The organism is Pedobacter sp. ASV28, from assembly GCF_016428855.1.
GTDB lineage: Bacteria > Bacteroidota > Bacteroidia > Sphingobacteriales > Sphingobacteriaceae > Pedobacter.
In genome coordinates, this window is record NZ_JAELTN010000090.1 from 1 (window position 1) to 15561 (window position 15561).

7 protein-coding genes are annotated in these 15561 nt (G+C 38.7%); 5 read left to right on the forward strand and 2 right to left on the reverse strand.

The features are described from left to right. Positions 1 to 6749 (reverse strand): putative Ig domain-containing protein (locus JHD79_RS21095; RefSeq protein WP_199121341.1); only part of this gene is annotated, 6749 nt, incomplete at its 3' end. Positions 6750 to 7374: 625 nt separating this feature from the next. Here JHD79_RS21095 and JHD79_RS21100 point away from each other — a divergent pair. The 5 genes from JHD79_RS21100 (at position 7375) to JHD79_RS21115 (ending at position 14926) form a co-directional block, all read left to right on the forward strand. After that, positions 7375 to 9876: a hypothetical protein gene (locus tag JHD79_RS21100; RefSeq protein ID WP_199121342.1), complete on the forward strand. Its 2502-nt coding sequence runs from the start codon at positions 7375 to 7377 to the stop codon at positions 9874 to 9876. A gap of 279 nt (positions 9877 to 10155) precedes the next feature. Further along, the gene (gene katG, locus JHD79_RS21105) at positions 10156 to 12429 is read left to right on the forward strand and encodes a catalase/peroxidase HPI (protein WP_199121343.1); all 2274 of its coding nucleotides are present in this window, start codon (positions 10156 to 10158) and stop codon (positions 12427 to 12429) included. A 467-nt stretch (positions 12430 to 12896) separates the two neighbouring features. After that, the gene (locus JHD79_RS21110) at positions 12897 to 13289 is read left to right on the forward strand and encodes a GreA/GreB family elongation factor (RefSeq protein ID WP_199121344.1); all 393 of its coding nucleotides are present in this window, start codon (positions 12897 to 12899) and stop codon (positions 13287 to 13289) included. Positions 13290 to 13331: 42 nt separating this feature from the next. Further along, positions 13332 to 13457 (forward strand): hypothetical protein, encoded by a 126-nt coding sequence (locus JHD79_RS23035; RefSeq protein ID WP_255533960.1) that lies wholly within the window; start codon positions 13332 to 13334, stop codon positions 13455 to 13457. Between the two features lie 80 nt (positions 13458 to 13537). Next, positions 13538 to 14926 carry a DUF3472 domain-containing protein gene (locus tag JHD79_RS21115; RefSeq protein ID WP_199121345.1) on the forward strand — a complete coding sequence of 463 codons (1389 nt, stop codon included), beginning with the start codon at positions 13538 to 13540 and terminating at the stop codon, positions 14924 to 14926. Positions 14927 to 15002: 76 nt separating this feature from the next. On the opposite strand, the gene JHD79_RS21120 is transcribed toward JHD79_RS21115, so the two are convergent. Then, the coding region (locus tag JHD79_RS21120) for a proline dehydrogenase family protein (protein WP_199121346.1) at positions 15003 to 15561 on the reverse strand (559 nt) is incomplete at its 5' end.

The window sequence follows — 15561 nt, forward strand, 5'->3', positions numbered from 1 at the left end:
ACAGTGGTGCTGCTGGCCGTAAGGACAAAGGTGCCCGTACCGCAGGCACTGGCGTTGCCGGAAACCTGGATATCGGAGGCCAACGAAAGCCCGCCAACGGAGATCGTGATCCTGGTACGAGAGGCCGCACTGTTGCTGCAGTTGTTGGTGTTCACCGCCTCCACGAAATAGTCGTAGCTGCCCGCAGCAAGGTTGTTGGGCGTAGCATAGCTCGCAGTGTTCGATGCCACTAGCGTACCGTTGGAATCGTACCAGTTGTAGCTCAGGCCCGAAACCTGCACCACGCCCAGCGTGGCCGGAGTACCCACGCAGGTGCTCACCGGATTGCCGGGTGACGGAACCGGAGGGGCCGGGATCGGAGATACCGTAACCACCACTTTGGTAGGAGCACTTTCACATCCATTGGCTAATGCACGTACATAATAGTTATAAGTTCCAGGAGCTAAGCTTGTAGGCGTAGTAAAATTTACGCCATCAGCACCTGCCTGATAAACATTTTCTAGATACCACCTATAGGTAACCCCTGGAATTGGATTCTTAACAATTAATAAAGAAGATGCTCCTTGACAATTGGTTAATGATACTGCTTCCACCTGAGGAGCCACACCTACCCTTTGCACATAATTTAAATCAACGGAAGTAAGTACACTTAATAATCCAGAATTCAACCTTACTTCAACACCATCAAATTGTTGACTTGGTACAAAACTTAAGGTAGCCCCACTGTTATCGCTTAATAATTCAACACGAATTAATGGATTATTGGCATTCATTATGTCATTGTTTGCAGTATTACCATTATAGGTTAACACGCTGATAGACGGCAATACGCCTACAGACAATAGTTTGCCTGGAGAAGTCAGCCTTACTTTAATGGTATCTCCAATATTGGAAAGCCCATTAGCGAAGCCAACCCGTTGATAGACATAAGCACCCACAATACCAACTGGCATAACAAGTGAAGAAGCAGTTTCTGTTTTGTTATCAACCGCCAAACCTGGGTTGAATACATTAGCTAAAACGGCGATATTACTTACACCGTTTGCCAATTCTTCAGTTGCTGTTCCACAAGGTGTTATGCCAGGGGTACCACTAGGGATCACAGTAACAGTTACTGGTATTCTTGCAGAAGCACAACCACCGGGTACTTCTGCTTCCACAAAAAATGTAGTAGTAATTGTTAATGGAGCGGTTATATACGGACTACCAGTATATAATGGTATCACGTCATTAGCATTGGCATACCATTTAATCAATGCATTAGGCGTACTTGAGGTGGCTGATAATACAGCTCCCGAATTTGGACTAACGCTGAGAGAGGTTGAAGTGATGATGGGAGCATCTAGTGTGCCAATTTTTACATTTATGATGGTTCTTGGTGAAGTTACATTACAATTATTGACTGCTTCTACGCTATAGGTGGTATTTGCAGTTACCGCAACTATGGTAAAACTGTCTCCATCCTTACCAGTTTGGTATACCCCTGTACCATCATACCATTTATAGGTTATTCCAACTATAGGGTTTTTAATTTGCAGTACTACACTGTTATTTGCACAAGTAGTAATATCTGTAGATAATAATTCAGGAGCAACAGGGTCTGGAGATAAAGTAACATCAACAGCTGTTCTATTGCTGGCACAGTCTGCCGGAGAAGAGGCTGCCACAAAAAACCTAGTGGCCGCGGTGATCAACGGCGTAACGAAACTAACTCCATCTTTACCAGCTTGGTAAACACCAGCGGCATCATACCATTTATAAGTCAAGTTTGGTTTAGGATTACCTACGAATAAAGTAGTTGTTTGATTGAGGCAGGCAATAACGCTACTGGCAGTTACCTCAGGGGCCGTGATTACATGCTGTGCATAATTAACATTAATCGAATTAAGTGCCCCCACTATTCCCGCATTGAGTTTTACCTCTACGGCATCAAATTGTTGGCTAGGAACAAAAGTGACCAATGCCTGCGTATTGCCACTTAACAACTCTAAGTGAATAAGTGAGTTATTCAGTCCTACTGCATCATTATTATTTACCCCGCCTTTTAAGGTAGAAACCTGGATGCTACCTAATAAATTTAGCGATAATAGCTTGCCTGGTGAACTCAGTAATACTTTAATGGTATCTCCTACATTGCTTGTACTTCCAAAATACAATTGTTGATATACACTTGCATTAAGTGCCCCTATCGGCATAAATAAGGTAGATCCAGTTTCAGTGTCTTGATCTATGGCTAAACCTGCATTAGATACACCTGCTAACAAGGCTATACCTGTTACCCCATTACTTTCACTAATTGCAGCTTCGCAAGGAACCGGATTTGGAGATCCTCCATTATTTACGGTAATCGTAATCATTACCCTACTTGGAGAAGTACAGCCACTTGTTCTTGATTTTGCCTCTACATAATAAGATGTAGTATTGCTGAGTGGCGGGGTAATATAAGTAGCTCCAGTATAAATAGGCGTAACCGCATTGGCAGAAGTAAACCAGTTAAAGTCTACGTCTGTATCTGTTGATGTAGCGGTTAGAACTACCGTTTGTCCTGCATTAATTGTTGAAACAGCTGCCTGAACCTGAGGTAATACTGGTCGAGAATTCACCGTTACGGCTATTGCTGCCCTACCTGCACTGGTACAGCCTGATTTTGTAGCCTCAACATAATAAGTTTTATTGCTTGATAAGGCAGATATATTATAAGTTGCCCCAGTAAAAAGCTCTGTACCTCCAGTAGGCGCATCATACCATTTATAAACTATGCTTGCATCCGGATTATTAACAGATAGTGCTATTGGCGAGCCTTCGCAGCTTGTAATAGCCGTGGTAACAACTGGAACAGTTAAAAGAGGCACAACATTAACTGTGACAGGCATACGCTCTGGATTTGCACAGCCATTTCTGGAGATTTCTATATAATAGGTTGTTGAAGTTGTAAGATTTGAGGTGGTATAAGTATTATTGGTGCCCAAAAATGTACCACCTGTAGCGGAATCGTACCATGCAATACTGGTAGTTCCATTCGGAACAGCAGTTAACGTTGCTGGATTATCATAGCAGATCGTCTGCCCATTACCAGTAACTGTTGGTCTTGGATAGATCATTTTTGCGCCATAAATATCAATACTGCTCAATGCGGCCACGGTAGCTTGGAAACGAACTTCTACCCTATCGAAGGTTGCTCCAGCCAAAAAAGTAGCCTTAAATCTGTTACCGCCCAACAGTTGTAATGAAATAAGTGATGAATTCAGCTGATAAGTTTTAACAATATTGGTTCCATTCATTACGTTGATGGTTACACCACCAAGTACAGTCAAGTCCAATAAGCCAATTGGAGTAGCCAAATCTAAGCTTATACTATCTGTAGCCAAACCAGTTGTTGGAAATATCAATTTTTGATAACCTGTTGCACCTACTCCAACTGTCAAAGTTATCCGAGTAAAATTATTTTTATCTGCATCTGTAGAATTACCAGGACCAGCAATATTACACAGCAAACAAATTCCGTTAATACCAGTGTCCTGAGTATTTGCCGCATTGCAATCCGTACCAGTTCCACCATCAATTACCGTTACCGTAACTGGCGTACGAGAAAGGCTCTTACAGCCCGAAGCATTTACAGTTTCAACATAATAAGTAGTGGTTCCACTTAAATTAGGTGTACTAAACTCAGTGCCCATTTTTAAAAAGGTACCCCCGGTTGGCATATCATACCAGTTAATGGTATTTCCCGCATCTGCTACAGCTCTTAATGTAGCGCTTTGATTCTTATTGATAGTTTGATTGGTAGTGGTTATTACAGCTAAGTTTGGCGAAGCATTCATTGTTACATTCACTGCCGTCCTACCGCTTACGGCTGTTCCAGATACCGCTTCGACATAAAATACCGTATTTGAATTTAATGAAGCCGTATTATATGTTCCGTTATTACCGGTCACCAAAGGGGTATTGCCTGTAGCTCCATACCAATTATAGGTAACCCCTGGTTGTGTATTTGTTACTACAAGCGCTGCAGATGTGCCATTACAAGTGGTTACATTAGCTGCAATCGGCGCATTTACTTTTATATTTATCGTGTAGTTGGTATTTACTGTATTCGAATTGGCATCTGTCACTTTTACGAAAAAAGTATATTGGCCACCTAACGTAGGTATACCTGTTACTTCTCTGGTACTTGCATTAAAGTTTAATCCTACAGGTAAATTACTAGCAACATATAAATAAGGAGCTGTTCCACCTACTACAGCTGGCAATACTTGAGTGGGGTAGGTTTGTCCTACTGTTCCATCTGGTAAAGCTGCAGTTGCCAATGATAATGCTCCTATTATCTTTAATGCGTAATGATTACTAATTGACCTTCCCTCTGCATCTGTTACGGTTAAAGTAATACTATAGTTACCTGCTTGGCTAGGTGTACCCGTCAGTTGCCTAGTAGAATTATCAACCGTTAAGCCTGTTGGTACATTTGTAGCCACATAAGTATAGGGTCCCACTCCTCCAGTAGCTGCAGGAAAGGTTTCTATGGTATAGACTGCTCCCACCGTACCGTCGGCAAGGGTTTTGCCTGGCAACGACAATGCTTCTATTATCTTAATATTATAAGCTGTAGAAACCGTTTTGTTCTCAGCATCGCTCACCTGAACGGTAATTGTAAAATTACCCGCTACAGTAGGCGTACCTGTAATTTCTCTTGTAGCGACATTAAATGTTAAACCTGCTGGTACATTTGTAGCCATATACGTATATGGCGTATTTCCACCTTCGGCAGAAGGTATCGTTTGAGTAAGGTAGCCAATGTTTACCGTACCATCTGCAAGGATGGCACTTGGTAAACTTAATGCATTCTTTATGACAATCGTATCTTCTCTTGTTACACTGTTACCATCCGCATCTGTTACTTTTACAGTAACCACATATGTTCCAGAGACAGTAGGTGTACCTAACACTTCTCGAGTTGTGGAATTATAAGTGAGCCCTGGAGGTAAATTTGTAACCGTATAAGTATAAGGCGTACTACCACCTGTAGCCAACGGGATTACCTGAACCGGATAATTTGTTCCCACCGTACCATTAGGCAAATCAACTACAGCTATACTCAGTGTACCGGTAATTAATAGGTTATAGGTTCTTTCTACAGTACATCCTTTGTTATCTGTTGCCGTAACCGAAAATGAATAATTACCCGATTGTGTGGGTATTCCTCCTACTAAACCAGCATTGCTCAATGTTAAACCCAATGGAAGCGAACTTCCTGCGGTTAGCGCATAGGTATAAGCCGATGTACCTCCGGTAGCTGCGTTAATTTGTTTGGCATAGGCAGATCCCACTGTGCCATTGAGGAATGTAGTAGCAGGCAAACTCAATAAAGGATTAACAGTTATGTTAACGGGAACCCTAACCGATTCATCTGTACATCCAATTCTTTTTGCGGCCACATAAAGTATCCGATTGGCAGTTAAAGGTCCTACATTATAGGTATCATTATAGGCAGTGGTAGCCAATGCAGTGCCTCCTTCTAACGTATTGTACCAAATCAGTTGATTGTTAGCTGCTGTTGTTGCTCCCAAAGCGGCCGAAGTATTATAACAAACATTTACGGAATTGGAAAGCGGAGAAGTGAACGTGGGTCGGGGAGCAGAGCGTGTAACACCATATATACTGATATATTGCACTAAATTCACATTTAACAAAGAGCTTAGGGTAATTTTTACCCTATCAAAAGCCAAAGGTGGTGCAAACGGAATGTTTGTGGGCTGTCCACTATTTAGAAGACCAAGTAGGTCAAGGTTCAATAAAGTGCTTAAATTCGTATTGTAAACACGCACATTTCCATTATATGCTTCAACTTCAATATTATTTACTAAACCTACATTAGCTAATGCCTGATCAACCGACAGCCTGATATTAAATTCGTCTCCTAGAGCCGATGGTGAATTGAAATAAATATTTTGGCTAATTGTTCCGGCTGCAGCAATAAGCCCTAAACTCATTTTAGAGGCAGTATTTACATTATTATCTATGGCATTCTGCATATTGGTAACCCCTGCACCTCCAATGCCCAACAAACTTAAGGTTGCACCGCTACCTTCAAAATCTGTGGCAAACGCAGGATCACAATTACCTGAACCTGAAACATAAAAAGCATTATATACCTTCATGCTGTTTGAGGTACCCAATAATGCGGCATCGGTCACATCTTTAATATAAACCCTATTATAGGATGCACTTGGCGTAATGGCTACATAAAAATTACCCGCTGCATCTTTTACTAATTTTACATCCGTAGCCGAAAATGAGCCACTGCTTGAACCCTTGGCCACTTCTTGGTTTAAGGAATTTCTCGCACCTACCACAAAATAGTGATTACCCAACACCAATGTACCTACAAGATCTGCCAATGAAGACCCCAGATTTCCACCAAGCAGTGCATTTAGGACATCTGCATTGAAATCTATTCGAATAAAAGTTGTCCTATTGGCAGGCACATCTGTCGGAAATTTCAATTCCAGTTCACCACTATATTTAAATGCGCCGCCAATCAATCCCCCGTAAGATTTGACTGTAGCAAAAGTATTATCGTCTTTTGTCGCATTGTCCTTATCGTCGATCTGGTTGGACTTGATGATCGCTTCACCAGCAAAAATTTTTGTCTGTGCATACGAAATTTGATGGAAGAGCGTTATAAATAAGATGTTCAAGAAAGCGATGGTTAATTTCATCGATCTTGCCGAGCAAGTAGATGTTAATTTCATGCGATTTGGATTTAATTGAGCCGTTTTTTGTACAATTTTAAATACCAATCACATTATTTTTGCTGTTCATTTTATTCATTAAACAGCCAACACAAGGGATATATATTCATTTTATCCATTTTTAAAATAATTAAAACAAAGCTTTATCCCAGTTGTTTAAATTCGTTATTCTATGTTGAATTTTCACTTATAGACCTAGGCTAAATGTGCAATAAAAGCACATTCATACAAAAACGAAGCATATATTATTCATTCCAAATTCACCAATGAATGATTTTCATTTTTTAAGGGAAATTTGACGTTATGCTTTTGAATAAAATGAATGAACGTACGCTTTTGTTCTAAATCTCATACAAAAGTTCATCCTGAGAAGCGAAGGATTAATGAACTAAAATATTGGATAAACAGTGCATGTTAACGAATAGAACAGCACCTTATTTTACCTTTTTATAAAGACTAAAATCCAATCTATCTGATAATGATTGGCATAACTAATTTTTCATTAAAATTTGAAAAATAAAGAGGTTTTTATTTTATATAAAACTTATATTAGTAGATAAGTTAATAAGATCAGCTCTCTCCAATGCCTCAAACAGTTATCTTAGAAAAGCTTAAATGCTTAATTTTGGAAAAAATTGGTGCAAAAACCATCAGCCCTTCAGACTGTAAGTCCATTTCTTTTTCTATTCAAAAAGAAATACATAAAACCATTAGTGAAACTACTTTAAAGAGACTTTTTGGTTTCGCCAAAATCAAAAATGAATTTTCGAAATATACCATCAACACTTTGTTCGAATACGTAGAAAAAGTAGATGATGATGATGTACTCGAGGATGAGTTTTTAGTTACCCTACAACCCCAGGGAGAACTTCTTCAGGTCCGTTCAAATGCATTTGAAACCACCTTGAACACTTTAAAATACATAAGAAATAGGAGTAGCGTACCTTATGAACTCACTACCGAACGGAAATTCGCAAGGTTTGATTTTGAATACTTTTATTCTAATAAATGTAGTTTTACCTCGTATATTTCCCAAGCTGGTTATGGCAAAAGTATACTGTTAAGCCATTTGGTTGAAGCATTATTTTTAAACGAGGGGGCCAAATATAAAAATGACATTATTCTATTTCTAAATGCTACTGATGTTTTTGGGGAGCAGTATCATCTTTTTAGTATAGAAGACAGGATTAAAGCCAAGCTTGGTCTAAGTACAAAAATCGATCTGATCACTTATTTTAAGGAAAAACGTGAAAAGTTCAACATAAAATTGATCGTTATCATAGATGGTTTTCAAGACCTGGTCACAGACAAAGTCACCAAACCCATTATCTTCGATAAGCTCATCAATCTCATTTCCAATATAGAAGATAATGAAAGTATAAAAATCATATGTAGCATGCGTTCCACCATGTGGAGCAGATTTTATGAAAAGATAAAAACTATTCCATATATAAGAAATAAGTGGTGTTCCGGGAGCTACTTCAATATTAAGGACCATTCAAACATTCCTCCTCTTACTGCAGATGAAGTAGATGATATTTTCAGAAAAATGTACCCATTTGACCATCAACAGATTAACCCAAAACTAAAATCTCAGTTAAAATTCCCTTTCCATATTCAATGGTACTATCAGCTTAAAGAAGAATCCCCAACATTCAATTCCTTTACCGATATCATTTTCTTTGAAATTATAGATCGTTTTATACAGGAAAAAATCTATCGTTCCAATTATGCCACAGAAAAAATTCTTTATTGCAGAAAGATTGTCCAGCTCACCTCATTTGGAAAGGGCAACGCTTTTGTTCTAAAATCTGATTTGATTAAAGAGCTGTCCGTTTTTAAAAATGCCTATATGGAATTGCTGGCAGAAGGCATTTTGATGGAAGAAAAACAGTACCAAGACGGCTTTATACTAGATTGTGTTCGTTTTATACAACCTCATGTTTTTGAATATTTTCTATTTATAGAACTTTTGGACCATTTCCAAAACGATATGAATGAAGAATTCTTCAATGAGATAAATAAAGCTTATTATGGCAACCAAATGCGTTTCCAGTTGTTCCAATGGTCGGTAAGATTAATCATTCGAAGGGATAAATTTCACCAGCTTTCCTACTTGCTAAAACTGAATTTGAATAATTATGAAAGAAACTACCTTATCTACTTTATAGCAGAAAACTTAAACTATCAATTAAAAGACAACCTTTCACTCATTGAAAAAATAAAACAGCACAATCTGCACGAAATGATCATGAACCACCTTATTCATTTCGATTTTATTGACTCTTTTTATAAGGACGCACTTTCTTCCCTCATTTTGGTAGCAGACACGAATAAGAATGCGCTGATTTACCATGTCATACTTTCCATATTTGATTGCTTAAGCCTAGAACAGGACAGAATAAAAAATCGCCTTAAACAAATGGAAAGCCTACAAGACGAAGCCAAAAAATGGGAAATAAACCCTTACCAAACCATCTACCTTATTTATCTTAAAATCAGCGGAAAAGCAAACACAGAGAATGACATTCTCTTGAAAATCGATTATTTTAAATCGGGTGAATATCTTTTTGGCAAAAATGAAAATTTATTACCCAATAATAAGGAAATTTTGATTTTTATTTTAATGATGACTACAAATGTATTCTATGGGAACCAAAAGGAGGCCGTAAGGATCATCTACGCCATGATTACCCATTATCCAAAAATCCTATCGTCAGACCAACCTTTTTCTACTTATCTGTTTAGTATATTGGCGCACACCAAGTCTAAGAATCTTCTCGACAACAAAACAAGCCTAATCGAAAAAATACACACAAAATTAAATCACCATCAATCTATCGGAAATTCCACCCCTTATATCCAATCTATTTATTTATCATCGAAAGCTTATCAAAGTAAAAATCAACGTGATTATGCCACCGCATTAATATATGCTGAAAAATGTGTTGAAATTTATAAAAGAAATAACCTTACAACAGATGAAATATCTATGTACAATCTAATGATCAATATATACCATATCTTAGAAAACGAGGAGAAAAAAAATGAATATATGTATAAAAAACTTACGGTTCTTGATCAGAAAAAAGTCAGCCCTGCCCTATTCAATATCATGGTAGATTAAGATATTCCAAGCCTGAAAACCTGACCTATCATAAAACATAATACCCATTCACCACGAAATAGCTATAAACTATTAGCCCATAGAGAAAAGCACTTTGACTTTATTTGGTTATCTGTCTATCTTTATTGTAAATTAAAACTGTATAACCATTTAAAAACAAACATAACCTGTCATAAAACAGTTTTATAGCTAACACATATATTGTATAGTTTTTTTGATTTGCAAGCTATATTTTGTGAATTATTAAGTATTCGATTATTAACAAAAAACTTATTAAAAATGGAGAACAATTCTAACGGCATCAGTAAGTGTCCATTTCATGGTGCAGGCCAAAAACAAAACGTTGGCGGCGGTGGAACAAGAAATCGTGACTGGTGGCCCAATCAATTAAAACTAAACATTTTACGTCAGTACTCTACCCTATCCAATCCGATGGATAAGGATTTTAATTATGCGGAAGCTTTTAAGAGTCTAGATTTAGAGGCGGTCAAAAAAGACCTTCATGCATTAATGACCGATTCACAAGACTGGTGGCCAGCTGATTTTGGGCATTATGGTGGTTTATTTATCCGTATGGCATGGCATAGTGCAGGTACTTATCGTGTAGGCGATGGACGCGGGGGCGCGGGATATGGACAACAACGTTTTGCTCCACTAAACAGCTGGCCAGACAACGTAAGCTTAGATAAGGCACGCAGGTTACTTTGGCCTATCAAGCAAAAATATGGCAAGAAAATTTCTTGGGCAGACCTTATGATCCTTACAGGTAATGTAGCCCTAGAATCAATGGGCTTTAAAACCTTTGGCTTTGCGGGTGGAAGAGAAGATGTTTGGGAAGCTAGTGAGGATGTATATTGGGGCGCTGAAACGACCTGGTTAGGTAATGACGAACGTTACTCCAAAGGATCGGAAGGTGTGGCGGCACATGGCGTATTGGCTTCTGATGAAGATGCAGATGGGAACAAGCACTCTCGTGATCTGGAAAAGCCACTAGCAGCCGCACATATGGGATTAATTTATGTAAACCCTGAAGGACCAGATGGCAACCCAGACCCTATAGCAGCCGCAAAAGACATTCGTGATACTTTTGCCCGTATGGCAATGGACGACAAGGAAACAGTAGCTTTAATAGCCGGAGGCCATACCTTTGGAAAAACACATGGAGCAGCCTCTTCTGATTATGTAGGCAAAGAACCCGAAGCTGCGGGCATGGAACTACAAGGTTTTGGATGGGACAATACTTACGGTACCGGAAAAGGTGCAGATGCCATTACAAGTGGATTAGAAGTTACTTGGACAACAACGCCAACCCAATGGAGCAACAACTTCTTTGAAAATCTTTTTAGTTTCGATTGGGAATTGACCAAAAGTCCTGGCGGTGCCCATCAATGGATAGCAAAAAATGCAGAAGCCATTATACCAGACGCTTATGATGCCAACAAAAAACATAAGCCAACCATGTTAACTACCGACCTATCCTTAAGGTTCGATCCAATTTATGAAAAGATATCGAGGCATTTTTTGGAAAATCCCGATGATTTTGCCGACGCCTTTGCCCGTGCCTGGTTTAAGTTAACCCATCGTGACCTCGGGCCCCGATCACGTTACCTAGGACCCGAAGTACCTGCAGAGGAACTCATTTGGCAAGACCCCATTCCTGCAGTTAACCATCGCCTAATAGACACTAATGACATTAGCGTTTTAAAAAATAAAATACTCGCCACTGGACTGAGCATATCAGAATTGGTTTCAACAGCTTGGGCTTCTGCTTCTACTTTTAGAGGTGGCGATAAACGCGGAGGCGCTAACGGCGCACGCATTCGTTTGGCTCCACAAAAATATTGGCAGGTAAACAATCCGGCTCAATTATCGAAAGTGTTGAGTACATTGGAAAATGTTCAAAAAGACTTTAACAATACTTCATCCAACGATAAAAAAGTATCACTTGCCGATCTTATTGTACTGGCTGGTAGTGCAGGTATTGAAAAAGCGGCCAAAGCTGCAGGACATGATATACAGGTTCCATTTAACCCAGGCCGCATGGACGCTTCACAAGATCAAACCGACGTCGAATCTGTTGCTTTCCTAGAACCTATTGCCGATGGGTTCCGCAACTACAAGAAAACAAGGTATGCCGCATCAACAGAAGCACTTTTGGTAGATAAAGCCCAACTACTAACACTTACAGCTCCTGAATTAACAGTGCTACTAGGCGGTATGCGTGTGTTAAATACAAATTTTGACGGTTCTAAACATGGTGTCTTCACACAACACCCTGAAGTACTCACTAACGATTTCTTTGTCAATCTACTGGATATGAATACCATTTGGAAAGCAACTACGGAAGACAAAGAAGTATTTGAAGGACGGAGCCGCAAAACTGGGGAGTTAAAATGGACAGGCACCCGCGCCGATCTTGTATTTGGTTCCAACGCTGAACTAAGGGCTATTGCCGAAGTTTATGGCAGTACCGATGCCAAGCAGAAATTTGTAACTGATTTTGTAGCAGCATGGAACAAGGTAATGAACCTTGACCGTTTTGACCTGGCCTGATTTTTCATCAGCCCAAAGCTGTTTAAACCTTAATCACTTTAGTGATAGAAGAGAATGTCAAAAAGAGTTCCGTTATTTCGAATATTCGCCGAAAAGACAGATGATTTTACTTTTTAGATATTCTCTTTTATCTTTCTTTCCATCCTTAGTTTGTAAAAAAGCATTAATAGTTTGTTTTTTCACTATAACAAGAGCATCTTTGTTATCATGTCAACAAGAAAACATAAAATTCAGCTCACTGCGTTCAATCAGAAACAGCAGCATGCTATTGTTTTGTTTGGCAAGCAAATATCTGATAATTACGCTATAGGCTTTACTTTCCTATCAACAAGTAAGGACTTCATTAAATAAACCCCGAATTCTATTCTTCTTTTTCAAAGACTTCGGGGAATAACCACCCTTGATTTCTAATTAATTATGTTCGGCCTTTCGTGGGCTGTCTATTGTTTTATCTTAAATTATAAAAAATGAACACCAAGTCAATATTATTAGCTAAAAGCGATCACAAATTTTTAACCGAACATTTGGAAAAAGCGGTAATGAGTGATTACAATAAAAAAAGGTTAAGAGAAGAAATTAAAAACGCCACATTATATGAGGATGAATTGTTGCCAAAAGATGTAGTATCGTTATATACAGAGGCAAAAATTGTAAGCACCGATAATGGACAGGAATTTACCTTTCAATTAGTTTTACCAAAAGATGCAGATATAAAAAAGCAAAAAGTATCTATCTTTGCACCGATCAGTATCGCACTTCTAGGCTATCAAACAGGAGATCTGATCAATTGGGAAATGCCCGACGGTATCAAAGAATTTAAGATACTAAGTGTTAAAAAACTGACAGAAGAAGAATTTTAACTATAATTCTATATCATTTAAAACGGCTAGCTAAACTATACCATGATGAAGCCCGAAGAAATTGAAAAACTAAAAAAATGGGCCAAGAAATTAGGCTTTTGGGGTTTCCTATTCTTTTTAGCTAAGGGATTGGTTTGGTTAGCTGTTGGTTATTTTATCTTAAAATGAGTAGCTAATCTTGAATAAAATAGATAGGTAGATTTAAATTTAATCCTAAATTTACCTTTACAAACTACTCATTTATCTATATGAAAAACAACTATCTAAAAATAAGGCTGCTGGCCTTATTAATCTTTATGTGGACTAGCCATTTATGGGCACAGTCACAAAAGTTCATTAACACCTTTTCAGTACCTGCCAACAAAGCTTATGCCGAGCCATTTAGTCCCGATCAGGTTGGCATCTCGATACCTGTAGGTTATCCTGAAACCATAAAAGACATTACCAATTGGGAAAACAAAGATAAGCACATTGCCTGGTATCTATATCAAAAAGAAGGAGATTATGATTTTTTCTTGAATACGACCATTACCAAAGGAAAATCTCTAAAGTTTGAGATTCAAATCTCTCCATGTTATGAGGACTTAATGTTTACCAAGATCAAAAAGAAAATTACCTTAAAAGGTACCGGAAAAAAAGATACCGCCTTTGTGGCACAGACTAAGATCCTCAAAACTGGCTATTACAAATATGAACTCATTCCTATTTCATCTCCAGAATTAAGCATTAGCCTGCATTCATTGATCTTTCATGCGCTAAAGCCCAATGGACAGGTCAACCACACCAATTATCAATCCTCCCCATCTGTTCATTTAGGCTTTAGTACTACCCAGCCTACTTCTACAAGTTACAATTGGCTTTATGAAGAAATCTTGGTACCCGAAGGTGCTGATCCCCTACATACCTTTTATATGGCCATTGGCTTTTATCGAGGATACTTTGGCATACAAACCAATACCCAAAAAGAACGCAGGGTATTATTTTCTGTATGGGACAGTAAAGATGCCGAAAAAGATAAATCTATAAACCATGACGACTATGTAAGTTTAGTAGATAAAGCCGACTATACCACCGTCAACTCTTTTGGTGGTGAAGGTACGGGTGGACAATCTTATGTTAAAACGACAAACTGGAAAAGTGGCAGTCCCGTTAAGTTCTTAATGAATGTAAGTCCTCAAACAGATTATACGGTATTGTTGTCTGCCTGGTATAAATTGGAAAATGAAGATTGGAAATATGTAGCCACCTGGAAAGCCCCCAAGGAAAAAAGATACTTTAATGGCTTTCATTCCTTTTTGGAAAACTTTGGCTACAGCAATGGGCAACTTAAGAGGTCTGCCTATTACTATAACGCTTGGGGATATGAAGTTGATCAAAAAAAATGGGTCAACTTTAACAAGGTTCGTTTCTCCAACACAGATGGTAAGGAAGGCCAAAGAGTAGACTATGAGCAAGGCGTTTCACCCCAATACAATGACCGTTTTTACATGTCATCAGGTGGATATACCCCTACGCTGAAAACAAAAAACGAAATCCTAATTTCTACCAACCCACCAATGCTAGATCTACAAGCATTTGAACAACGTGTAGAGGAAGCAAAATTAAATGAAGGAAAATTCAATATAAAGAAGAAATAACTTCATACAAAAAAGCTCAGCAAGGCTACCACATGGAGTTTCGCTGAGCTTTATATTATATTGTGCGGAATAATTACTATATACCCCTCCTATTTTTTTCCTTGCTGATCAGACCCAGCTCTCTTCCCGTTTGTCCAGCTACCGATGTATTTTCCTGTGCCCGCCTAAACAAATAAGGCATTACTGCTTTTATAGGACCATATGGTACATATTTTGCCACGTTATAACCCGCATCAGAAAGATTGAAACTTAGGTTATCGCTCATACCCAAAAGTTGGGCAAAGTAAACATGCGGATGATCATGTGGAATATTTTTTTCATCTATTAGCTCGGCCAGCAGCTTGCTGCTTTCTTCATTATGCGTACCACAAACAAAGCCAATCTGCTCTATATGGTCAACACAAAAACGTAAAGTTTCATTATAGTCACGATCGGTTGCCGCTTTATCTGGCTGAATTGGTGAAGCATAACCCATTTCAAGCGCCCTTTTGCGTTCCTTCTCCATGTAGGCGCCACGAACCATCTTCACCCCCAAAATAAAACCTGTTTCCTTTGCAATTAGGTAATCTGCTTTTAGATCGGCCAACTTATCATGGCGATAGATTTGATAGGTATTATAGACCTGTCTCTTATAC

Excerpts from the sequence above, each read along its gene's own strand:
- katG (WP_199121343.1), top strand. The coding sequence starts at position 10,156 with ATGGAGAACAATTCTAACGGCATCAGTAAGTGTCCATTTCATGGTGCA.
- JHD79_RS21110 (WP_199121344.1), top strand. The coding sequence starts at position 12,897 with ATGAACACCAAGTCAATATTATTAGCTAAAAGCGATCACAAATTTTTA.
- JHD79_RS23035 (WP_255533960.1), top strand. The coding sequence starts at position 13,332 with ATGATGAAGCCCGAAGAAATTGAAAAACTAAAAAAATGGGCCAAGAAA.
- JHD79_RS21115 (WP_199121345.1), top strand. The coding sequence starts at position 13,538 with ATGAAAAACAACTATCTAAAAATAAGGCTGCTGGCCTTATTAATCTTT.